Genomic DNA, 23,184 nt, shown 5'->3' with positions numbered 1-23,184 from the left:
ACAGGGTCGTGGCCGTGTCACGAATTCAGCGAACGCTTCCGAAATCTTCGGCGTTCAAGTCCATTGCGCAATTGGCCCGCGACAAACGCACTGACGATGAGAGACAAGTAGAAGGTCACGAGATCGTGACGCCAGACATTCAGGGCGAGCTGATGCGCAACCAGGATTGGATCGGGGGCTGCAAGCACTACGCTTTTCGCCTCGACAGTTCGCATCATCCGGATAAAACCTGCCGCGGACAGCAATGGCAACAGGACGACCAATGCCAACAGTGCAGGCTTCATGCGGCGCGCCCACGGGAGGTGGCGCAAGCGAAACCATAGTCCGAGACATCCGTGTATCCATCCGGGCGCGAGCAGCGCAAGCTGCAAACCCTGCGTACCACTCGTCAGCAGGAGGATCACGACACGCTCATAGTCAGGCTCGAAGCCATAGAGCGAGGACGCGAGCCGGGTCGTCACCGCATGGCGGATAAGCAGCAGCGGCAGGCTGAGTCCGGCCCACAGGCGGACCCACTCGGCTAGCGGCAACACCCAGTGACGGCGCCCGTATATCGTGCGGACGGCCAACGCAAAATGGAGCGCGGCGGCACCGTACAACGCGATCGTTCCAGGTGCGCTACGCCAGAGCCGCAGCGCTAAAACAAGACCACGTCCGGCGAGTTCGAGTGACCAGATCCCGAGCGCATGATTGATCAGATGGAGAAAGAGATAGATCAGCAACACCACGCCGGACCCGAGTTGCAGCCGACGCAGAACGGCTTGCATCTGCGCCGTCATGCCGGCGTCCGGCGAGCGTTGTGCGACACGCGACGAGCAAACGCCGCCCTGCCCCCATGTTTTCCCGCACCACCGATAAAACCGCGGCGTAACCGTCCAGACAGATCATGCGCCGGCGACTGCGGCGCGGCAGACTCGCGCTGACTCGCCGCGCCCTGAGCCACCGCTTCGGCGAAGCGCTGTAATGCCGATACCGAGCCGCATACGCTCTGGTATTCCTCGCGGCCGATCCTGCCGTCGAGGATGACGGCCAATCCCGATGCACGGGCCATGTCGACGATGTTCATTTGATCACCCATTTTGTGTCTGTCCTACCTGCAAGACCGTGGGGATGCGTCGATTATTCCCTGATTCGAGAGGATGCAAGTGAGCGCGGTCCAACGGGCCCGATACCGGCGGCTCAGGGCTTTCGGCCAGGCTTCTTTCTTTGAGCGTAGATCAAGGCCCCCGTCTCTACCGGGACGAACGGCGCCTGAAAATGATCGATCAGAAAATCAATGAACGCCCGGGCGCGCGCGGTCTGATTTCGCTGACTGGGATAGTAGACAAACAGGTCGGCTGACGGCAGCGGTGTGTCTGGTAAAACCAGCTTTAGCCGGCCGCTCTGGACGTATTTCGCCAGATCCCATTCGGAACGGATCAAGATTCCGTGCCCGTCGAGTGCCCACCGCAGAACAATATCGCCGTCATTGCTCGAAAGCGCTCCTTTGACTTTCAGCGCTTCGAGGTGGTCGCCCTGTATGTATCTCCAGACGCCATAGGCGTCGTCGTTCTGGCGATGAACGATGCAACGGTGCTCTAGCAGATCTTCGACACGCTTCGGCGTCCCAAAGCGCTCAAGGTATTTCGGAGAGGCGCACAGGAAACGACGGTTGCTCATGATGCGCCGGGCGCTGAGGCGGCTGTCGGGAAGCTCGCCAAAACGGATCGCCATGTCGAACGCAGCTTCAATCAGATCGATCGGCCGGTCGGTTACCTCAAACTGGATTTCCACCTTGGGAAAGCGCTTCGCGAAATCGGAGACGAGGGGCGCGATGGTCGTGCGCCCGAAACCAAGCGTCGCGTTGATACGCAGAAGACCATGGGGATCGGAGCGAGACCCGGATATCTCCTCTTCCATTTGCCGGACTTGCCCCACGATCTGCATCGCGTAGCGCAGGTAAGTCTCGCCTTCCGGCGTCAGGCTGACGCTCCGGGTTGTCCTGTTGACCAGTCGAACCCCCAGTCTCTGTTCAATCAACCCGAGGCGCTTGGTTGCGGCCGGCGGGGTTAGATCGAGCGCCCGCGCCGCGCCGGACATGCTTTTGAGTCTGGCGAGGAGAATAAAGAAATCGAAATCGGACGCGACGTCAGTTGTCATTTTCGTTATTCACCAAAGGTAAAAAATGAAATGAATTTCAGTGAAGTATAACGTCTCGTTTCGCGGATAAGCTACGTCCCATTGCAGCCCGAAGCATGCAGTACGTGCTCAAAACTCAGGAGACACCGCCATGAGAATCGTTGAAATCCGCGAAAAGACCGTTCCGATCAGTTCCCCGATCCGCAATGCCTACATTGACTTCAGCAAGATGACGCTGAGTCTCGTCGCCGTGGTGACGGATGTCATCTGGGACGGCAAGCCAGTGGTGGGTTACGGCTTTAATTCCAACGGCCGCTACGGCCAGGGCAAGCTGATGCGCGAGCGTTTCATTCCGCGCATTCTCGAGGCCGATCCCGCCAGCCTCGTCAACGACGCCGGCGACAACCTCGATCCACACAAGATCTGGGCAACCATGTTCACCAACGAAAAGCCGGGTGGCCACGGCGAGCGCTCGGTCGCCATCGGCACCATCGACATGGCGATCTGGGATGCGGTAGCGAAGATCGAAGGCAAGCCGCTGTTCCAGTTGCTCGCGGATCGCTATGGCAACGGCCAGCCGGAGCGCAAGATTTTCGTCTATGCGGCGGGCGGGTACTACTACCCCGGTCAGGACCACGAGAAGCTGAAAGACGAGATGCGCAGCTACATCGACCGGGGCTATACGGTCGTGAAGAAGAAGATCGGCGGCGCGTCGCTCGATGAGGATCTGCGTCGCATCGACTCGATCCTGAGCGTGCTCGGTGACGGTCAGAAACTGGCCGTCGACGCCAACGGTCGATTCGACCTCGACACCGCGATCCAGTACGCGAAGGCGTTGTCGCAATACGACCTGTTCTGGTACGAGGAACCGGGCGACCCACTCGACTACGAATTGCAGGCAACGCTTCGCAACTACTACGACAAGCCGATGGCGACCGGCGAAGACCTGTTCTCCATGCAAGACGCCCGCAACCTGATTCGCTACGGCGGCATGCGCCCGGATCGCGACTGGCTGCAATTCGACTGCGCGCTGAGTTACGGTCTGGTCGAATATCTGCGCACGCTCGACATGCTGCGTCAGCACGGATGGTCGCCGAGCCGCTGCATTCCGCACGGCGGGCACCAGATGTCGCTCAATATTGCAGCCGGCCTCGGTCTCGGTGGCAACGAATCCTATCCGGACCTGTTCCAGCCCTACGGCGGCTTCCCTGACGGCGTGAAGGTGGAGAACGGCTACATCAGCATGCCCGATCTGCCCGGCATCGGCTTCGAAGGAAAGGCCGATCTCTTCGCCGAGATGCAAAAGCTATCTGCATAAGCCGTCAACCGGCAAACGCGCCGACAAGAAAGTCGGCGCGGCGTTCACAACAATAAACAAACTGAACGCAGGCGAAAGGGGTCGTGCCCGACCTTACTTTCATTAAAAGATACCACGCATAGGAGACAGTCATGCGGGTTTCAAAGATCGGAAAAGCGCTTTCCAGGCTCTATGTACAGGTTCTGATTGGCATTATTGCCGGCGTGCTCGTCGGCCATTTCTACCCTGACATCGGTTCTCAGCTCAAGCCACTCGGCGATCTGTTCATCAAACTGATCCGGATGCTGCTTGCCCCGATCATTTTTGCATCCGTTGTGGTCGGTATTGCCCGCATGAATGATCTGCATGAGGCCGGTCGTGTCGGCGTCAAGGCGATTCTCTACTTCGAGGTTGCATCGACGATTGCGCTCGCCGTTGGCCTCGTCATCGTGAACGTGATCAAGCCGGGCAGCGGTATGAACATCGACCCCGCGCATATCGACGGCCTGGCGATTGCTGCCTACACCCACGCGGCACAGCAGCATACGATGCTTGAGTTCTTCATGAGCATCGTGCCAAACAGCATTGTCGGAGCGTTCGCCAATGGCGACATCCTGCCGATTATTTTCTTCTCGCTTCTTTTCGCCATCGCTCTGGCCAGGCTAGGTCCCGGTACTGCACCCTTTGTCGACATGCTCGACATGTTCCTTCAGGGCATGTTCGGTGTCGTTCGGATCGTGATGTATGTCGCGCCTATCGGTGCCTTCGGTGGCATGGCATTCACCATTGCGACGTATGGGATCGGCACGCTGGCATCGTTCGGACAACTGATGCTGTGCCTCTATCTGACCTCGATTTTCTTCGTGGTCGTGGTACTCGGTCTGGTGATGCGGTTGAGCGGCCTTTCCCTGTGGAAGTATCTTCGCTACATCAAGGACGAGATCTTCATCACCCTCGGGACAGCCTCGACCGAAGCGGTGCTTCCGCAGATGCTTTTCAAAATGGAGAAGCTGGGGTGCTCGCGCCCGGTAGTCGGCATGGTGCTACCTACCGGCTATACCTTCAATGCCGATGGCACGGCGATCTATCTGACCATGGCCTCGATGTTCGTTGCGCAGGCGATGAATATCCATCTGACGATCTGGGATCAGTTGCTGCTTCTCGGCGTGCTGTTACTGACATCCAAAGGTTCAGCAGGCGTGGCGGGAGCCGGATTTGTCGCCCTGGCTGCCACGCTCGCCTCGATGCACAAGATTCCTGTTTCCGGGTTGGTGCTGCTGCTAGGGGTGGACCGCTTTTTGAACGAGGCGCGTGCAGTCACGAACCTGATCGGCAACGGGGTGGCGACCATTGTGGTGGCTCGATGGGAAGGCGCGCTGGATATGAACAAGGCCCGCGCAATGCTCAACCGCACCGACACGAGCGTTGGCGCACTGGAGTCTGGCGATGAGGTGCCGGTAGACCAGCCGAGCGAACCTGTTTTGCTCAAGCGCGGCCGCGATGGTTTGAGGGAAAAGACCCCAGGAGCTTTCTGAGAGCGCTCATCCCCCTTCCGGCAGCATGGATCGCCACAAGCGAGCCGGCCAGGATTTACGCCCGGGCGCAGTTGGTTGTTGCGTGCATGCGAGATGCGCGACGGCGGCGGAGCGAAAACACGCCTTGCGCACGCAACCTGTTATTGTGAGGCGCCACGGGCACATCTCACCCGGGCAGCTCGCTCACACGCCGCCTCCCGCCCACCAGAGCCACATAACCGAGCCGCCCGCATGGCCGGCTTATATCGCGCGCCCTGAGACAACCTCGACAAGCCAGCCGCTTCGCCCCAATCGCCGCTACTTCTTCTCCGGCTCCGGATCCGGATTCGTCTGCGGATTGGCAGGCGTGAACGGGAACGTGCTGAACATCGACTTGGCCTGGTTCTGCATCTGCTCCTGCATCTGCACGAACATGTTCTTCGACTGCTCGATATAGCTGGTCATCATGCCCTGCATCATCGGCGCCTGCATGTTCATGAACTGCGACCAGACTTCGGGGTTCATGGCCTTGCCTTCATACAGGTTCTTCGACTGGTCGGCGAGCTTGGCCTGAATGTCGATGAATGCCTGGATGTTCTTCTCAAGATACGTGCCCATCATGCCCTGCATCGCGTGTCCGTAAAAACGGATGATCTGCGAGAGCATCGACGACGAGAACATCGGCAAACCGCCGCTCTCTTCTTCAAGAATGATCTGCAACAGAATGGCGCGCGTCAGATCCTCGTTGCTCTTCGCATCGATGACCTTGAAATCCTCCTGATCCAGCACGAGCTGCTTGACGTCGGTCAGCGTGATGTACGTGCTTGTCTCGGTGTCATAGAGCCGACGGTTCGGATATTTCTTGATGAGTCGTTCGGCAGTTTTCTTTGTAGTAGTGGTCATTTAACGCCTTTGAGCGCCATTGAAGCGCAGAAACGGCGTCCTGTCGCACGAGCAATCGGGCCTTCGATTGCGCGCGCGAGACGCCGCCGGAAACACCTGAACCATGCAGTGCCGCCGTCTCGCGACGGCGCACTTCACGGATCAGCCCATGTGCAGACCGCCATTCAGCGAGAAATCGGCTCCCGTGGAAAAACCCGATTCGTCCGACGCGAGCCACGCTACGATCGAACCGATTTCATCCGGCTGGCCGAGACGGCGCACCGGAATCGTCGCGACGATCTTTTCCAGCACATCGGGGCGGATCGACTTGACCATATCCGTGCCGATGTAGCCCGGCGAAACGGTGTTGACCGTCACGCCCTTGGTCGCCACTTCCTGCGCCAGCGACATCGTGAAACCGTGAATCCCGGCCTTGGCCGTCGAGTAGTTCGTCTGCCCGAACTGGCCCTTCTGCCCGTTCACCGACGAGATGTTGATCACCCGCCCCCAGCCGCGCTCGACCATCCCGTCGATCACCTGCTTGGTGACGTTGAACAGACTCGTCAGGTTGGTGTCGATCACCGCCGTCCAGTCTTCGTGAGTCATCTTGCGGAACACGACGTCGCGCGTAATGCCCGCATTGTTGACCAGCACGTCGATTTCGCCGACTTCGGCTTTCACCTTGTCGAACGCCGCCTTGGTGGAATCCCAGTCGCCGACGTTGCCTTCCGACGCGATGAAGTCGAAACCGAGCGCCTTCTGCTCTTCGAGCCACTTCACGCGGCGCGGAGAGTTCGGGCCGCAGCCGGCGACGACCTTGAAGCCTTCCTTGTGAAGGCGCTGGCAAATGCTCGTGCCGATGCCGCCCATCCCGCCCGTTACATACGCAATTCGCTGTGCCATAAACCACACTCCGTTATCGTTTTTCGAGGCGCCGACCGGCAACCTCTTCCCTCGCCTTTACTGCATTATCTCCGTTGCCGCCGGGCGACCGGCTGGCGAGGCCACCAACACACCGCGCGCCACCTCGTCTCTTGCCGCAGACGAAGCGCGCGCGGCCCTCCTGCTCCGCTCGCTCAGAAGCGTTCGACTGCCAGCGCCACGCCCATGCCGCCGCCGATACACAGCGAGGCGAGGCCCTTTTTGGCGTCGCGCTTCTGCATTTCATACAGCAGCGTCACGAGAATCCGGCAGCCCGACGCGCCGATCGGATGGCCGATCGCAATCGCACCGCCGTTCACGTTGACCTTCGAGGTGTCCCAGCCCATTTGCTGGTGCACGGCGAGCGCCTGAGCGGCGAAGGCCTCGTTGATCTCCATCAGGTCGAGATCGGCCGGAGTCCAGCCTGCGCGCTCGAGACAACGGCGCGAAGCCGGCACCGGGCCCATGCCCATCACCTTCGGATCGACACCGGCGTTCGCGTAAGCCTTGATGCGTGCGAGTGGCGTCAGACCGAGCGCTTCGGCCTTCTTGGCCGACATCACGAGCACCGCGGCGGCGCCGTCGTTCAGGCCGGACGCATTGGCCGCCGTCACCGTGCCTTCCTTCGAGAAAGCAGGCTTCAGACCGGCGAGCGACTCGGCGCTCACGCCGTGGCGCACGAACTCGTCGGTGGCAAAGCGCAGCGGCTCGCCCTTGCGTTGCGGGATCTCAACCGGCACGATCTCGTCGTCGAAGCGGCCGGCCTTCTGCGCCGCTTCAGCCTTGTTCTGCGACAGGGCCGCGAACGCATCCTGCTGCTCGCGCGTGATGCCGTATTCCCTGGCGACGTTCTCGGCCGTCACGCCCATGTGGTACTGGTTGTACACGTCCCATAGGCCGTCCACGATCATGCTGTCGATCAGCTTGGCGTCGCCCATGCGGAAGCCGTCGCGCGAGCCCGGCAGCACGTGCGGCGCGGCGCTCATGTTTTCCTGGCCGCCGGCCACCACGATGTCTGCGTCGCCGGCGATGATGGCGTTGGCCGCCAGCATCACGGCCTTCAGACCCGAGCCGCAGACCTTGTTGATCGTCATGCCGGGCACCGCCAGCGGCAGCCCCGCCTTGATGAGCGCCTGACGCGCCGGGTTCTGGCCCGAGCCCGCCGTCAGAACCTGCCCCATGATGACTTCGCTGACCTGCTCGGGCTTCACGCCCGCGCGTTCGAGTGCAGCGCGAATCGCGATGGCGCCGAGATCGGGTGCGGCGATTTTCGCCAGCGACCCACCGAATTTGCCGACTGCCGTACGCGCGGCCGATACGATCACTACATCAGTCATTTCAGTTTCCTCCGGACTTCGCGGCCAACCGCTGCGTCGCCCGTCAAGTTAAAAATCCATTCACCTGCACAGTGCCGCTCTAACCCGCTTTAACCCACTCACCGCTCCAACCGACCAATACGCGAGCGCTCGTATGCGGCGTGTCATTCGCGTTGCATCACATAACGTCCGGGCGCCGCCTCGATCACCGGGAAATCGGCCGAGCCCGCGGTAGCACGCGCCTTGACCTTCTTGCCGCCATACTGATCGAGCCAGCGGGTCCACTCGGGCCACCAGCTACCGGGCACTTCGGTTGCCTGTTCGAACCAGTCGTCCGGATTCTCCGGCAAATGCTTGTCTTCTGTGGTGAGCACCCAATAGTTGCGCTTGTTCTTGGCAGGCGGATTGATCACGCCCGCGATATGCCCGGATGCCCCGAGCACGAACTCGAGCGGCCCGCTCAGCAACGGCACCGAAGCATAGGCCGTGCGCCACGGCACGATATGGTCCTCGCGTGAACCGTAGATGAAGGTCGGCACGTCGATCAGCGACAGGTCCACCGTCTCGCCGCACACCGTCAACGCGTTCGGCTCGCGCAGACGATTCTCCAGATACGTGTTGCGCAAGTACCAGACATACATCGGGCCAGGCAAGCTTGTCGAATCGCTGTTCCAGTACAGCAGGTCGAACGGCGTCGGCGTGCGGCCCTTTAGATAGTTGTCGACGACATAGTTCCATACGAGGTCGTTCGGGCGCAGGAACGAGAACGCATTGGCGAACTCGATGCCGCGCATCAGGCCAGGTTGCGTGCCGTTCTTGCCGCCGATGGTCTGCTCGCGCATCTGCACATGCGCTTCGTCGACGAACACATCGAGCACCCCTGTGTCCGAGAAGTCGAGCATCGCGGTGAGCAGCGTCATCGAAGCAGCCGGATGTTCGCCGCGCGCCGCTGCGACAGCGAGCGCCGTGGCGAGCAGCGTGCCGCCGACGCAGAAACCGAGCGTATTGATCTGCTCGCGCCCGCTGATCTTGCGCACGGTATCGAGCGCGGTGAGCACGCCTTCTTCCGTGTAGTCGTCCCATGTCTTATGCGCAATCGACGCATCCGCGTTGCGCCAGGAAATCAGGAACACCTGCTGCCCCGACTCGAGCCCGTGAGCGACGAGCGAATTCTCGGGTTGCAGATCGAGGATATAGAACTTGTTGATGCAAGGCGGCACGATCAAGAGCGGCCGCTCGCGCACGCTCGCCGTGCGCGGCTTGTACTGGATCAACTGGATCAGGTCGTTCTCGAATACCACCGAGCCTTCGGTGTTCGCGAGGTTCTTGCCGACCACGAAACGCGACTCGTCGGTCTGCGAAATCTTGCCGCGCTGCAGGTCGCTGAACAGGTTGGCGACACCTTGCCGCAGACTCTCGCCGCGGCTCTCCAGCAAGGTCTTCTGCGCTTCGGGATTGAGGGCGAAGAAGTTGCTCGGCGAAGCCGCAGCGGTCCACTGCTGAACCGCGAAGCGAATCCGCTCGCGCACCTTCGGCTCGGCGTCGAGCGCTTCGACCAACTCCTGCAGGTAGCGTGCGTTGAGCAGATACCATGCGGCGGTAAACGCATGCGCCGGCGAGGCGCTCCATGCGTCCGCGCTGAAGCGGCGATCCTTGAGTTCGGGAATCTTCGGCGTGGCGTCGGCCGCCTGCTGGATCAACTGCATGGCTTCGCGCGAATAGTCGGCTTGCAGTTGCTGCAGACGCTCGGTGGGAATCGCTGCCGTGGGCAGCTTGAGACCGGCAAACGGCGCCATCGCTGCGGCAGCATTGCCGAAGTCGGGCATGGCCGGCATGGAAGGCATCTGTGGCATCTGGAATGCGCCGCCGTTGCCTGTGGCGGGCACACCAAGGGAACGCCACGCGTTCATCCACGCGTCGAATAACTGCTGCGCTCCGGCGGAAGCCGTACCGGCCTGCTGCTGGGTACGCTCCGTGGTGGAGTCCGTGCTTGAGGAAGTCGAGGAATGTTGTGATGCTGCCATACCTGCTTTTGACCGGTGAGTCCTCGCGGACGGTTGAGAGGCAGGTTTCCAGCGCACGTGGGCGATTGCTCGCGACCTCGTCACGCCCTGTCCCGTGTGTGGGGGACATTCTTGCTCCCCATCGCAAGGCATGTCAATGCTTGTTCCCGATTTTGCCGCAGTGCGATAGTTTTATAATTATCGTTTTCCCCATGTATTTCATCGCGCTATTGAGATGCGCTTGAACGAGTGGGCAAAAAAAGCAAAAGGCCCGTATTACAGGGCCTTTTACAGATTAAACGTGACGAACGGCGCCACTTCGCGAGGTTCTCCATTCGCTGCGCCGCAGTGGGCGTATGCGCTTTGGCGGCGCAACAAAAATGCCCGCCGCGCACCCCCGAACAAACCCTTATGCACCCCGCGTGTTATAGCCGGCAGCAGTGCAGCAAGTCCGCCGGTTAATCCGCCAGCCAGATCATGGCGGCCATGCGACCCGTGACGCGATCGCGCCGGTATGAATAAAAGCGTTCGCGCTGAGTCACCGTGCATGCATCACCGCCGCTAATCTCCGTCACACCGAGCCGATGCAAGCGCAAACGCGCCAGCGCGGGAAGATCGGCGAGATATTTGCCCGGTGCGCCGGGGCGCGGCACGAATGCCTGCGCGGTGGCTTCACGCTGCGCGGCATCGGCGCCGTTCATGAACGCGTCACGCACGTCTGCGCCGACTTCGAACGCCTGCGGTCCGATCGACGGTCCTAGGTACGCATGCAACGAGCCGGGCTGCACACCGGCGAGCTCGGCCACGCGCTGCGCGGTCTTCTCGACGACACCCGCGGCGAGGCCGCGCCACCCCGCATGCGCGGCGCCCACGGCGCGGCCCTCGGCATCGCAGAAGAGGACGGGCATACAGTCGGCGATCATCACCACGCAGATCGTGCCCGGCCGGTTGGTCACGCTGGCATCGGCGCGCGTGAGCGGCGCGCCCTCCCGGGCCCGCATCAGCACTTCGTGCGCGTCGACCACCTCCGCGCCGTGGATCTGCTCGAGCCATGCCGCCTCGGCGCCACCGCTCAAAGCCATCAGACGTGCGCGGTTTTCGGCGACGCAAACCGGATCGTCACCGGCCAGCCGGCCAAGGTTCAGGCCGCCCGGCTGATCGACGCCAGCGCGCCAGCGGCCATAGGGCGGCAAGCTCACGCCGCCGTTGCGCGTGGTCACCAGCGCGCGTACGCGCGGCGCGACGCGCCAGTTGGGTTGCAGCACGTCGGCGAGCGTCAGCGCGGGTACCGCGGACTCATGTGGCGCCGATTCATGCGGCGCCGCTTTAGGCCCGCCCGATTCAGGCTGCGTCATACGTGGTCGTCCTCATCGTCGTCTTCAGCATCGAGTCCGTCATCGAAAGACGCTTCGTAACCTTCCGCTTCCTCGTCTTCGTAATACGACTCGTCGAATTCGCCTGCATCGTCGCGACCCAGTCCGAGCGCGGCCGACAACGCTGCCATATCGTCCGGCACCTCGGCGCGCCACTGCATCTCGCGGCCGGTCTGCGGGTGAATCAGGCCGAGGCGCCACGCGTGCAGCGCCTGGCGCGCGAAACCGTCCGGCAGCGGCGTCACCGAGCGCTTGCCGCGCGCGCGTCCATAGATCGGGTCGCCCAGCAACGGATGACCGATGTGCGCGCAATGCACGCGAATCTGATGGGTGCGCCCGGTTTCGAGGTCGCAGTGGATCGCCGACACCGGCTGGCGCTGCCAGATCACCGTATCGACGCGCCGGAAATGGGTGCGCGCAGGTTTGCCCGAGGCGCTCGTGACCACCGCCATGCGGGTACGCTCGCGCGGATCGCGGCCGATCGGCGCATCGATCGTGCCCTCCTCCGGCATGGTGCCCCATACGAGCGCCAGATAGCGGCGCTTGACGGTGCGCGCCTGCAATTGCCGCACGAGGTCGGTCTGCGCCTCGAGGGTGCGCGCCACCACCATCAGCCCGGAGGTTTCCTTGTCGAGCCGGTGCACGATACCGGCGCGCGGCAGACCGGAGGCGGCCTCGCCGTAACGATGCAGCAAGCCGTTCAGGACCGTGCCGCTCCAGTTGCCCGCCGCGGGATGCACCACCATGCCGGCGGGTTTGTTGATCACAACGAGCGTGTCGTCCTCGTAGACGACGTCGAGGGGCACGGGCTCGGGCGTGAACGCGAGCTGCTCGGGCAGCAGATCGGGCACGAGCTCGATGCTCGCGCCGAGCGGCACCGGCTGGCGAATTTTCGCGGGCACGCCGTCCACCCGCACACGTTCCGCTTCGATCCAGCTTTGCAGCCGGTTACGCGAGAATTCGGGGAACACCCTGGCGAGCACCTTGTCGAGCCGCTCGCCGGCCAGTTCGTCGGGCACGGTGACCACCCGCGGCGTGTTGTCCACGGCTTTGCTGGCCACGGTCGGCACCTCGCTCGCGGCTTCCTGAGGCACGAGCGCGTCGCTGTCAAGATCGTCGTCTAACGAATCCCTACCCAACGCGTCGGAGGGGTCAGCGCTTGGGCTATAATCTTTGTTGCTGTTCCGGGTACCAGTAGCGGGAACCGGATTATTTGAACGGGTCATTGAGTCTGGGTCACCTGGACGTAAAGCTAGACTGGAAAATGCGAGCCTTGAATATCATTACCGAATTGGCCCAAAAGACGGCGGCCCGAAGCACCGCAGCCCGGGTGGCGCGATATTTTGCCTGCCTCGCGGCCGTCGCACTCGTGGCGGCCTGTCATGGTCTGCCGGAAAAGACCGATGAAACGGCAACGTGGCCGAACAACAAATTATATACGGAGGCGCAGGACGCCCTGTCCGGTGGCGACTGGGGCAAGTGCGCGAAATATTTCGAGATGCTTGAGGGCCGCGATCCGTTCGGCCACTTCGCGCAGCAGGCGCAGATCAACGTCGCCTACTGTAACTGGAAAGACAGCGAAAACGACTCCGCCAACCAGGCTATCGACCGCTTCATCCAGTTGCACCCGGGTCATCCTGATATTGCCTACGCGTACTACCTGAAGGGCATGATCAACTTCAACGACGACCTTGGTCTGTTCGGCCGCTTCTCCGGCCAGGACATGAGCGAGCGCGATCCGAAGTCGTTGCGTGAATCGTATGACGCGTTCAAGGTTGTGGTCGACAAATATCCGAACAGCAAGTACGCACCGGATTCGGCACAGCGCATGCGCTATATCGTGAACGCGCTGGCGTCGCACGAAGTCCATGCAGCGGACTACTACTACCGCCGTGGCGCCTACGTTGCCGCAATCAACCGCGCGCAGCTCGCCATCAAGGATTACCGCAACGCACCAGCCATCGAAGACGCGCTGCACATCATGATGCTCTCGTATCAGAAACTGAACCAGCCGCAACTGGCCGACGATACGAAGCGCGTGCTGGCCGGCACCTTCCCGGATAGCCCGTACATCACCGGCCATGCCCGGCCGGGTCAGCAAAAGTCGTGGTGGCAGTTCTAAGCCCTACGCCTGACGAAAAACGCCACGACCCTAAAGTCGTGGCGTTTTTGTTTGTACGGCATTTGCGCGAAGTCTAACGCGCGAACGACGGCGGCAAGGCCGCCGTCAGCCATCCGCTCAGTCGCGCTCGAACAGCGCAATCGACTCCACGTGCGAGGTGTGCGGGAACATATTGACCACGCCGGCCCCCTTGAGCCGGTAGCCGGCTTCGTGGACCAGCAAACCCGCATCGCGCGCGAGCGTCGACGGATTGCAGGACACATAGACGATGCGTTTGGGCAGCGGGCCGTCGCCGCTCTGGGCGATCTCGGCGAGCGCCTTCGACACCGCCAGCGCACCTTCGCGCGGCGGGTCGATCAGGAATTTATCGAAGTGACCGAGCGCCCGCATATCGTCGGCGGTGACCTCGAACAGGTTCCGGCAGGCGAACGACGTGTGCCCCGCCACGCCGTTTTCCTCGGCGTTCGCAAGCGCACGTGTGGTCAGGATTTCGCTGCCCTCGATACCCACCACTTCCTTCGAGATCCGCGCGAGCGGCAGCGTGAAGTTGCCGATGCCGCAAAACAGATCGAGCACCCGGTCGCTGCGCGAAGGCGCCAGCAGGCGCAGCGCGCGGCCCACCAGCACCCGGTTGATCTGGTGATTGACCTGCGTGAAATCGGTCGGCTTGAACGGCATGCGGATGTCGTACTCCGGCAGCGTGTAGTCGAGCCGGGCGTCGAGCGGATAGAACGGCGTCACCGAGTCCGGTCCTTGCGGCTGCAACCAGAACTGCACGTTGTGCGCATCGGCGAACTCGCGCAGCAGTTGCTCGTCGGCCGCGTTGATCGGCTCCAGAATGCGCAGCACCAGTGCCGTCACTGATGAGCCGACGGCGAGTTCGATCTGCGGCATGCGCTCACGAATCGACAGCCCTTCGACCAGCCGGCGCATCGGCACCAGCAGCGCCGAAACGTGCGGCGGCAGTACCTCGCAGGAGGTCATGTCGGCGATAAAGCTGCTCTTGCGCTCGTGGAAACCGACCAGCACGCCGCCTTTCTTGGCCACGTGGCGCACGGTCAGACGCGCCCGGTAACGATAACCCCATGACGGGCCGTGAATCGGCCGGTACACCGTCTCGGGCCGCAGCTTTGCCAGATGCGCCAGATTGTCTTCGAGCACGCGCTGCTTGACGGCGATCTGCGCCCGCACGTCCAGGTGCTGCATCGAGCAGCCGCCGCAGGTGCCGAAAAACTGGCACTGCGGCCTGGTGCGCATCACGCTCTCGCGCAATACGTCGACCACTTCCGCCTGTTCGAAACTAGGCTTCCTGCGATAGCTCAAATAGGTAACACGCTCGCCGGGCAGCGCGCCCTCGACGAAAATCACCTTGCCCGGCGTGCCGTCTTCGTTGACGGTCCGTCCTACGCCGCGCGCTTCCATGTCGAGCGATTCGACTTCGAGAATCGGGGCGATAACGGGTGCGACGGACGCGCCTGCCTCGGCGGACGCTTTTTTCTTGCCTCTGGAGGGGCGGTTCGAGGCACGATGGGGGGCAATCTGAGACACCTGCGGCTTCCTGACAGACTGTTGGGGGAAGGCGAGATTGTAGACGAACCACAACCGGCGACGGAGATTTGACGATGCGACTGATGAACTGGAATGTCCAGTGGGGACGCAATGCCGCGGGCGAGGTCGACCTCTCGCGCACGCTCGCCGAGGCGCGCCGGCTGATCGATTTCGACGTGCTATGCCTGCAGGAAATCACCCGCGGCTTCGGCGCGCTGCCGGGGCATCCTGGCGAAGACCAGTTCGCCGAACTCGCGGCGGCCCTCCCCGGCTTTAGCGTGTTCGAGGCGATCGGAGCCGATCTGCCGCCGCGCGCACCCGTGGGTGCGGGCGCTCGCCGCCGGCAGTTCGGCAACGCGCTGGCGACGCGCCTGCCGGTCGAACGCATCACCCGCCACGCGCTGCCGTGGCCGGCCGACCCGGCTGCGCCGTCGATGCAGCGCGCCGCGCTCGAAGTGGTGCTGCAAGGGCCGGGCGGCCCGCTGCGGGTCGTAGTGACGCATCTGGAGTTCTATTCGTTGACACAGCGCCTTGCGCAAGTCGACGCGCTACGCAAGCTGCAGCAGGAAGCGGCCGGTCATGCGGCGCATCCTGCGAAAGCGGAAAACGTCGAAGGGCCGTTCGCGGACACCGCCCGGCCGGTCAGTGCGATCGTCTGTGGCGATTTCAACAGCGCGTTTGAGAGCGACGCGTATCGGCGCATGCTGGAGCCGCTGCCGGACAGCCCAGCTTTCATCGACGCGTGGATAGCGCTGCATCCGGGCGAAACACCACCACCGACGGCTGGGGTTTACGACAAGGTGCAGTGGTCATCCGGTCCGCTGACCTGCGACTTCGTCTTCGTCACCGAGGATTTGCGGGGGCGGCTGCGCCGCTGCGAGATCGACGGCGTCACGCAGGCATCGGATCATCAGCCGATCCTGCTGGAGCTGGACTGAAGACACCGGTAGACACCACGCACCGGCTAGTTGTCGAACGCCGCCAGATACTCGGCCCAGTGCGCCGCCGGTTCCTGCGCGAGCGAGCTTTTCACCAGCGCGATTTCGTCCGCGTATTCCTCCGCGGAGAAGCCGCCGCGCATCAACTGGAAGCGGCAATACAGCAGATACGTGTTGACCACATCGGTCTCGCAGTAATTGCGGATTTCCTCGATGCGCCCCGCCTGGAACGCATGCCACACCTGGCCGCCGTCCATGCCGAGCTTGCCGGGAAAGCCGCACATCCTGGCGAGCGCATCGAGCGGCGCGTTGGCGCGCGTCTGGTACATCGCCAGCACGTCCATCAGGTCCGTGTGACGCGCGTGGTAGCGGCTGATGTAGTTGTTCCACTTGAACTCGCGGTCATCCTCGCCGAGGTCCCAGAAGCGGCTCGCGGCAATCCCGTTGACCAGCGCCCGATAGTTCAGCACCGGCAAATCGAAGCCGCCGCCGTTCCACGACACCAGTTGCGGCGTGTACTTCTCGATCACCCGGTAGAACGACTGCACCAGCGCCGCTTCGCCGTCTTCGAGCGTGCCGAGCGAGCGCACGCGAAAGCCGTTGTTGTCGCGAAACACACAGGAGATCGCCGCGATCCGTTGCAGATGATGCGGCAGGAAATCGCTGCCGGTCTTTTCGCGGCGCGCGGCAAACGCGTGCTCCGCGACTTCGGCATCGCTCAGCGTGGCGGGCAAATCTTCGAGGCGGCGAATGCCGGCGACATCGGGAATCGTCTCGATGTCGAAAACAAGAATCGGTGTCATCGGTTTTATAAAACGGCGTCCTTGCGCACACCGTTGGAGGCGAAGAAGCGCTTCAGGCGAACCAGCGCTTCCTGCTGGATCTGGCGCACACGCTCGCGGGTGAGGCCCATTTCATCGGCCAGCTCTTCGAGCGTGGCCGGCTCGATATGATTGAGGCCGAAGCGGCGCTCGATCACGTGGCGGTGCTTGTCGGACAGGCGGGCAAGCCACGCGCGCGTCAGCGTCTCCAGTTCGCGGTGCTGTACTTCGGCATCCGGCGACTGGCTCTGATCGTCGGACAGCAGGTCGAGCAGGCTGCTCGCCGGATCGAGATCGAGCGGCGCGTCGAGCGAAGCGGTGTGTTCGTTCAGCGCGAGGATGTCGGTGACTTCGTCGGTCGTCTTGCCGGTCAGGTAGGCGATGTCGTCGATGCTGGCATCGCGCCGGTCGGCCGCTTCGCCGGAGTTCATCGAGTTCTTTTCCAGATGGCGCTTGGCGCGCAGCACCTGATTGAGTTCGCGAATCACGTGCACCGGCAGACGCACGGTGCGCGCCTGGTTCATGATGGCGCGCTCGATGCTCTGACGGATCCACCAGGTGGCGTACGTGGAAAAGCGGAAGCCGCGCGTAGGATCGAACTTCTCGATCGCATGCATCAAGCCGAGGTTGCCCTCTTCGATCAGATCGAGCAGCGGCACGCCACGGTTCAGATAGCCTTTGGCGATACTGACGACGAGGCGCAGATTGCGCTCGATCATCACCTGGCGCGCCTCGAATTCGCCGGCCTTGGCGAGCCGCGAATAGCGCTGCTCTTCTTCCACGGTCAAGAGCGGCTTCACACTGATGCGGTTCAGGTAATGCTGAATCGTGTCAGCGGTCAGTTCGGCCTGCAGCAGGGCGCGGAAATCGTCCGCGTCGGGCGCGGCATCAGCCGTGCTTTCGCGCGCTTCGCCGCCCTCTTCCGCACCGCCCTGGCGCTCGTCGAGATCGCGTGCGTTGTCGAGATCGTCGACGCTGTCGTCTTCGATCTCCGAAGCACCGCCGTCCTCCACCGTGACATGCGTGGCGCGGCTGATCTTCTCAGACTCGGCTTGCGGTGGGCGACGCTTCGATTTCGGCATGGTCGTATCGCTTATTGCGGCGGCAAATACTTCAGTGGGTCGACAGGCTTACCCTGCCGGCGAACTTCGAAATGCAACATCACACGGTCCGAATCGCTATTGCCCATTTCGGCGATCTTCTGCCCCTTGGTCACCGCGTCTCCCTCTTTTACCATCAAAGCGCGGTTATGTGCATACGCCGTCAGATAAGTTGCATCATGCTTGATGATAATGAGATTGCCGTAACCGCGCAGCCCATTTCCAGCATAAACGACGCGACCATCGGCCGCCGCTTTCACCGAATCGCCGGCAGCCCCGCCGATATTGACGCCCTTGTTGCTCGAATCGTCGAACGTGCCGAGAATCGGACCGCGCACCGGCCACGCAAATGCGATGTTGCCGGTGGAAGCCGCGCTCGTATCGCTCGCGCCGGTTTGCGGCGGGATCGTCGTGGCGGTCGAACCCGCGCCATACACCGGCGGCACCGCCGCCACGCCAGCCACACCGCCCGGGCCCGGCGCCGGCGAGCTGCCGAGCGGCGCCGTCTGCACACCGCCGCCGACGATCGGCGAGGTGGCCACGCCCGGCGTCAGCGCCGCGACGTTCGCGCCCGGGGGCGCGACGCGCAGCAACTGATCGACTTCGATCTGGTTCGGGTTGCTCAGGTTGTTCCACGTCGCGATGTCGCGATAGTTCTGCCCGTTCTCCAAGGCGATCCGGTACAGCGTATCGCCCGGCTTCACCCGGTAATAACCCGGAGGCGGCGGGCCTAGCGGCACGGGCGTCGCCGGCTGCTGCGCGGCCTGGGTGCCGAGGGCGCCGGATTTATCGACGACCGGCGCGTTATCGAGCCGTGTCGCACAGGCCGTCAACAGGGAAAGCGCGACCACGCACACGCTACGCTGGGCTACGGTCAGGCGGACATTCAGGCTGGTTGTTTGCATCGCGCGCAACTTACTCATGGCCATCGGTTTCAGATCACTCCGGATTTTAAGGGTACAAAGAAAACGCGATCAAGCCGCGACTCGCGCCACTGCGCCGGTCCCGTGCGCTCGACGAGCGTGAGCACCTGCTGCGCCTGGCCGTCCTGCGTGCCGACCGGTGCGACGAGGCGTCCGCCAATGGCGAGCTGCTCGAGCAACGCCTGCGGCACGTCGAGTCCGGCCGCGGCGATCACGATCGCGTCGAACGGCGCAGCCGCCGGCAGACCGATGCGGCCGTCACCGTAGTGCAGCCGGAGATTCGGAATGCGCAGCGGACGCAAGTTTGTCTTGGCACGCTCGTAAAGCGGTTTGATGCGTTCGATCGAATAAACATCGCGTGCGACCTGGCTCAGCACCGCCGCCTGGTAACCGCAACCTGTGCCGATCTCGAGCACGCTCGTGAGCGTGCGGCCGGCCGCTGCCAGCTCGATCATCCGGGCCACCACCGAGGGCTTGGAGATGGTCTGGTGATGACCGATCGGCAAGGCCGCGTCCTCATAGGCCTGGGTAGCGAGTCCCGGATCCACGAACATATGGCGCGGCACCACCGACATCGCATGTATCACGCGCTGATCGCTGATGCCGTTTGCCCGCAGGCGTTCGACCATGCGTTCGCGAACCCGTTCCGAAGTCAGCGCGAGCGAGCCGTTCAAAGGTACATTGGGCGCCGTGCTGCGTTCGGCAGGCCGCACGCTCGGGTGCGTCACAACAGGCTTGGGTGCGGGGCGCTTCGCGGCTGATACGGCGGCCGATGCGGTGGCCGACGTCACGCCCGCTTTGCTGACCGAAGATGACGCCGGCTTGGCAGCCGGCCTCGTTGCCGGCTTTATTGCCGGTTTAGCCGCGATCGGCGCCGGCGCCTTGGCCGGCTGACGCGCGCTGCGATTGGCGGCCGCTTCACTGCGCGCCGGCGTCTTGGCCCGCGCCCCGCTTGCACGCGGCTCGGTGGCGGCGGCGAGATTCGCCGCGCGCACCTCGCCGGGGCGTCCTTCGGGCCGGCGTGGCTCGCGCACCAGATCCTCGAGGCCAAGCGGAAAGCGCTTTGCGCGCTCGTTGGTCATGAAGCGCCGCTCCCGGCGCGTAGCCATTCGCGCGCCGCGGGCAAAATCTCGGTATGGGTCAGATCGAGTTGCAACGGCGTGATCGACACGTGGCCGTTGGCGACAGCATGGAAGTCGGTGCCTTCGCTCGCGTCGCGCGCGCTGCCGGACGGACCGATCCAGTAGATCGGCTCGCCGCGCGGGTTGGTCTGGCGGATCACCGGCTGCGACGGATGCCGCTTGCCGAGACGGGTGATACGCCAGTCGCCGAGCTGCTCGTACGGCAGATTGGGAATATTGACGTTCAGCAACGGGGTTCCGGGCAACCGGTGCTCGAGATAATGGGCGACGATTTCCGCGGCGACACGGGTGGCGGCTTCGAGATGCCCCCAATCCTTGTCGACCAGCGAAAACGCAATCGCCGGCACGCCGAACATGATGCCCTCGGTAGCCGCGGCGACCGTGCCTGAGTAGAGCGTGTCCTCACCCATGTTCTGGCCGTTGTTGATGCCGGAGACGACCAGATCGGGCGTATGGTCCAGCATGCCGGTCAGGGCGATGTGCACGGAATCGGTCGGCGTGCCGTTCACGTAATAGAAACCCGCCGACGAGCGCAGCACCGATAACGGCCGCGAGAGCGTCAATGAGTTCGAGGCGCCGCTGCAGTTCTGCTCGGGCGCCATCACAGTGACATCGGCAAATGCCTTGAGCGCCTCGTAAAGCGCAGCGAGGCCTGGCGCCAGATAACCGTCGTCGTTGCTGAGTAGGATTCGCATGCGGCGATTGTAACCGAGGAAAGAAGACGCGCGAACGACACGCCGGGCATCGCGAATCAAGTGCATGCCGGACGGTAAAAACGCACGGTCGTTCGGCTTGATTTACACTTCAGAATACCTTGCCGATCCCCGATCGAAATGGAGACACAATGCGCGCGATTCGCTGCAACCAGTATGGCCCGCCGGAAAGCCTGGTGGTCGTCGATCTGCCTGACCTGACGCCGCAAGCCGGCGAAATCGTTATCGACGTCAAAGCGGCCAGCATCAATTTTCCCGACGTGTTGATCATCGAGAACAAATACCAGTTCAAGCCGCCGCTGCCATTTACGCCGGGCTCGGAAGTGGCCGGTGTGGTGCGCGCGGTCGGCGCCGGGGTGACGCAGTTTCAGCCGGGCGCGCGGGTCGTGGCGTTCACCGGCCAGGGTGGGTTTGCCGAGCAGGCCGTCGCACCCGCCGCGGCCTGTGTGCCGCTCGCCGAGGGCATCGACTTTTCGATCGCGGCGGCCTTCACGCTCGCGTATGGCACGTCGCACCACGCGGTGGTCGATCGCGGCGCGCTGAAAGCGGGCGAAACGATGCTGGTGCTGGGCGCGGCCGGCGGCGTTGGACTCGCGGCAGTGGAAATCGGCAAAGCGCTCGGGGCGCGAGTCATCGCCGCGGCCTCCTCCGCTGAAAAGCTCGCGGTCTGCGTGAAGCACGGCGCCGACGCGACCATCAACTACAGTTCCGAAGACCTGCGCGAGCGCATCAAGGCGCTGACCGACGGCAAAGGGCCGGACGTGATCTATGACCCGGTGGGTGGGATCTACGCGGAGCCGGCGTTCCGCAGTATCGGCTGGCGCGGCCGCTATCTGGTGGTGGGTTTTGCGAACGGCGAGATTCCGAAATTGCCGCTCAATCTGACGCTGCTAAAGGGCGCCAGTCTTGTCGGCGTGTTCTGGGGCGATTTCGCCAGGCGCGAGCCGCACCACAATGCCGCGGCGTTCAAACAAATGACTGAATGGATTGGCGAAGGCAAGCTGCGGCCGTACGTCTCGGCGCGCTATCCGCTCGAGGAAACCGGACGGGCATTGCGGGAGATGGCCGAGCGCCGCGTGGTGGGCAAGGTGGTGATCACGCCGTAGGCAAGCTTGGCGGCTCGAACGCTTGATGGCTCGATTGCTGGATGGCTTGATAACCGCTACGTCCTGAACCAGAAAACGGCATGCGCCCACTCGACCGCACGCCGTTTTCTGTTCACTCGCGCTCAGACAATCTGCTGCGCGTGCAAGCGGGCAATCTGCTCAGCGTCATAGCCGAGCGAGCGCAACACCTCATCCGTATGCTCGCCTAGCTCCGGGCCAAGCCAGCGCGTTTCGCCGGGTGTCCCGGAGAGCTTCGGCGTGACCGCCGGCAAGGTGATTTCCTTGCCGTCCTGCCATTTGAAGCGCTGGATCATCTGACGCGCCATGAACTGCGGATCGGTAAACATATCCGCCACGCTATAGATGCGGCCCGCCGGAACATCCGCGCCGTTCAGTACGTCGAGCGCCTCGTCGATCGTGCGGGTGGCCAGCCAAGCGGCGATCGACGCATCGATTTCCTGAGTGCGCGGCACCCGGCCGCCGTTGTACGCGAGCGCGGGATCGTTGGCCAGATCTTCGCGTTCGATGGCGAGCATCAGACGCTTGAAGATCGGATCGCTATTGCCGCCGATCACAATGCTGCCGTCGCGGCACGGATACGTGTTCGACGGCACGATGCCCGGCAACGACGCGCCGGTGCGCTCGCGCACCATGCCGTAGACGCCGTACTCGGGCACCACGCTTTCCATCATGTTGAAGACCGCTTCGTAGAGGGCGACATCGACCACCTGCCCTTTGCCGCCGTTCACCTGACGATGATGCAGCGCCATCAGCGCGCCGATCACGCCATGCAGCGCGGCAATCGAATCGCCGATCGAAATGCCGATGCGCGGCGGCGGCAAATCCGGATAGCCGGTGATATGGCGCAGCCCGCCCATCGATTCGGCAATCGCGCCGAAGCCAGGGCGGTCGCGATACGGTCCCGTCTGTCCATAGCCGGACAGGCGCACCATCACGAGGCCGGGGTTTTCGGCTGACAGCACGTCGTAGCCGAGGCCGAGTTTCTCGAGCAGCCCAGGGCGGAAATTCTCGACCACGATGTCGGCTTCTTTCGCCAGCCGCCGCACGATCTCCTTGCCCTCCTCGGCCTTCAGATTGATCGTCACGGAGCGCTTGTTGCGGGCCTGCACGGCCCACCAGAGCGAGGTGCCGCCGACTTCCGGATAGAGCTTGCGCCACTTGCGCAGCGGATCGCCCCCCTTCGGGTCTTCGATCTTGATCACGTCGGCGCCGAACTCGCCGAGAAAGCGCGCCGCGAACGGGCCGGCGATCAGCGTACCGAGTTCGAGCACCTTCACGCCCGCGAGCGGGCCGGCAGGACGTGCCGCGTCAGGGGTTGAGCTCATG

Annotated in this window: 21 protein-coding genes; 5 read left to right on the top strand and 16 right to left on the bottom strand. The window is 63.1% G+C overall.

Going from position 1 to position 23,184, the window contains the following annotated elements; all coding sequences use genetic code 11:
* Positions 1-17: 17 nt before the first annotated feature.
* From AC1ECK_RS21545 to AC1ECK_RS21535, 3 genes are all read right to left on the bottom strand, one after another.
* On the bottom strand, positions 18-779 hold the full coding sequence (locus AC1ECK_RS21545; protein ID WP_480322498.1) for a hypothetical protein: 762 nt from the start codon (positions 777-779) through the stop codon (positions 18-20).
* Positions 776-1,066: a hypothetical protein gene (locus AC1ECK_RS21540; protein WP_480322496.1), complete on the bottom strand. Its 291-nt coding sequence runs from the start codon at positions 1,064-1,066 to the stop codon at positions 776-778. The genes AC1ECK_RS21545 and AC1ECK_RS21540 overlap by 4 nt, the downstream gene beginning before the upstream one ends.
* A 113-nt stretch (positions 1,067-1,179) precedes the next feature.
* Complete coding sequence (locus AC1ECK_RS21535; protein ID WP_480322494.1) at positions 1,180-2,139, bottom strand: LysR family transcriptional regulator; 960 nt, start codon at positions 2,137-2,139, stop codon at positions 1,180-1,182.
* Between the two features lie 130 nt (positions 2,140-2,269).
* Between AC1ECK_RS21535 and AC1ECK_RS21530 the strand changes: the two genes are divergently transcribed.
* Together AC1ECK_RS21530 and dctA are read left to right on the top strand one after the other, a co-directional pair.
* Positions 2,270-3,436, top strand: a complete 1,167-nt coding sequence (locus tag AC1ECK_RS21530; protein ID WP_480322492.1) for a mandelate racemase/muconate lactonizing enzyme family protein — start codon at positions 2,270-2,272, stop codon at positions 3,434-3,436.
* Between the two features lie 131 nt (positions 3,437-3,567).
* Positions 3,568-4,950 carry a C4-dicarboxylate transporter DctA gene (dctA, locus tag AC1ECK_RS21525; RefSeq protein ID WP_480322490.1) on the top strand — a complete coding sequence of 461 codons (1,383 nt, stop codon included), beginning with the start codon at positions 3,568-3,570 and terminating at the stop codon, positions 4,948-4,950.
* Positions 4,951-5,247: 297 nt separating this feature from the next.
* On the opposite strand, the gene phaR is transcribed toward dctA, so the two are convergent.
* From phaR to AC1ECK_RS21495, 6 genes are all read right to left on the bottom strand, one after another.
* Positions 5,248-5,832, bottom strand: coding sequence for a polyhydroxyalkanoate synthesis repressor PhaR (gene phaR, locus AC1ECK_RS21520; protein WP_480322488.1), 585 nt, complete (start codon positions 5,830-5,832; stop codon positions 5,248-5,250).
* A gap of 141 nt (positions 5,833-5,973) precedes the next feature.
* Entirely contained in the window at positions 5,974-6,714 is a 741-nt protein-coding gene (locus tag AC1ECK_RS21515; RefSeq protein ID WP_480322486.1) for a 3-ketoacyl-ACP reductase, read from the bottom strand.
* 173 nt (positions 6,715-6,887) lie between these two features.
* Positions 6,888-8,069, bottom strand: coding sequence for an acetyl-CoA C-acetyltransferase (locus AC1ECK_RS21510; protein ID WP_480322484.1), 1,182 nt, complete (start codon positions 8,067-8,069; stop codon positions 6,888-6,890).
* Positions 8,070-8,212: 143 nt separating this feature from the next.
* Positions 8,213-10,072: a class I poly(R)-hydroxyalkanoic acid synthase gene (gene phaC / locus AC1ECK_RS21505; protein WP_480322482.1), complete on the bottom strand. Its 1,860-nt coding sequence runs from the start codon at positions 10,070-10,072 to the stop codon at positions 8,213-8,215.
* A 437-nt stretch (positions 10,073-10,509) separates the two neighbouring features.
* Positions 10,510-11,406 (bottom strand): peptidoglycan editing factor PgeF, encoded by an 897-nt coding sequence (gene pgeF / locus AC1ECK_RS21500; RefSeq protein WP_480322480.1) that lies wholly within the window; start codon positions 11,404-11,406, stop codon positions 10,510-10,512.
* Entirely contained in the window at positions 11,403-12,650 is a 1,248-nt protein-coding gene (locus AC1ECK_RS21495; protein WP_480322478.1) for an RluA family pseudouridine synthase, read from the bottom strand. Before AC1ECK_RS21495 ends, pgeF begins: the two co-directional genes overlap by 4 nt.
* 38 nt (positions 12,651-12,688) lie before the next feature.
* On the opposite strand from AC1ECK_RS21495, the gene AC1ECK_RS21490 reads away from it, so the two are divergent.
* Complete coding sequence (locus AC1ECK_RS21490) at positions 12,689-13,546, top strand: outer membrane protein assembly factor BamD (protein WP_480322476.1); 858 nt, start codon at positions 12,689-12,691, stop codon at positions 13,544-13,546.
* Between the two features lie 117 nt (positions 13,547-13,663).
* On the opposite strand, the gene rlmD is transcribed toward AC1ECK_RS21490, so the two are convergent.
* Positions 13,664-14,968, bottom strand: coding sequence for a 23S rRNA (uracil(1939)-C(5))-methyltransferase RlmD (rlmD, locus tag AC1ECK_RS21485; protein ID WP_480322701.1), 1,305 nt, complete (start codon positions 14,966-14,968; stop codon positions 13,664-13,666).
* 200 nt (positions 14,969-15,168) lie between these two features.
* Between rlmD and AC1ECK_RS21480 the strand changes: the two genes are divergently transcribed.
* A complete protein-coding gene (locus tag AC1ECK_RS21480) occupies positions 15,169-16,032 on the top strand; it encodes an endonuclease/exonuclease/phosphatase family protein (protein ID WP_480322475.1) in 864 nt (287 codons plus the stop codon).
* Positions 16,033-16,058: 26 nt separating this feature from the next.
* Here the strand turns inward: AC1ECK_RS21480 and AC1ECK_RS21475 are convergent, their stop codons facing one another.
* The 5 genes from AC1ECK_RS21475 to surE are packed head-to-tail and all read right to left on the bottom strand — an operon-like array spanning position 16,059 to position 20,713.
* Complete coding sequence (locus tag AC1ECK_RS21475) at positions 16,059-16,835, bottom strand: 3'-5' exonuclease (RefSeq protein WP_480322473.1); 777 nt, start codon at positions 16,833-16,835, stop codon at positions 16,059-16,061.
* A 5-nt stretch (positions 16,836-16,840) separates the two neighbouring features.
* Positions 16,841-17,935 (bottom strand): RNA polymerase sigma factor RpoS, encoded by a 1,095-nt coding sequence (gene rpoS / locus AC1ECK_RS21470; protein WP_480322471.1) that lies wholly within the window; start codon positions 17,933-17,935, stop codon positions 16,841-16,843.
* Positions 17,936-17,946: 11 nt separating this feature from the next.
* A complete protein-coding gene (locus AC1ECK_RS21465) occupies positions 17,947-18,876 on the bottom strand; it encodes a peptidoglycan DD-metalloendopeptidase family protein (protein ID WP_480322469.1) in 930 nt (309 codons plus the stop codon).
* 11 nt (positions 18,877-18,887) lie between these two features.
* Complete coding sequence (locus tag AC1ECK_RS21460) at positions 18,888-19,958, bottom strand: protein-L-isoaspartate(D-aspartate) O-methyltransferase (protein WP_480322699.1); 1,071 nt, start codon at positions 19,956-19,958, stop codon at positions 18,888-18,890.
* Positions 19,955-20,713, bottom strand: coding sequence for a 5'/3'-nucleotidase SurE (gene surE / locus AC1ECK_RS21455; protein ID WP_480322467.1), 759 nt, complete (start codon positions 20,711-20,713; stop codon positions 19,955-19,957). Before surE ends, AC1ECK_RS21460 begins: the two co-directional genes overlap by 4 nt.
* A 149-nt stretch (positions 20,714-20,862) precedes the next feature.
* Between surE and AC1ECK_RS21450 the strand changes: the two genes are divergently transcribed.
* On the top strand, positions 20,863-21,837 hold the full coding sequence (locus tag AC1ECK_RS21450; RefSeq protein WP_480322465.1) for an NADPH:quinone oxidoreductase family protein: 975 nt from the start codon (positions 20,863-20,865) through the stop codon (positions 21,835-21,837).
* Positions 21,838-21,959: 122 nt separating this feature from the next.
* On the opposite strand, the gene AC1ECK_RS21445 is transcribed toward AC1ECK_RS21450, so the two are convergent.
* Complete coding sequence (locus AC1ECK_RS21445) at positions 21,960-23,183, bottom strand: CaiB/BaiF CoA transferase family protein (protein WP_480322462.1); 1,224 nt, start codon at positions 23,181-23,183, stop codon at positions 21,960-21,962.
* Position 23,184 lies beyond the last annotated feature (1 nt).

It is taken from the genome of Paraburkholderia sp. SSBN10T (assembly GCF_056619545.1).
This window is presented reverse-complemented; position numbering and strand designations above follow the sequence as displayed.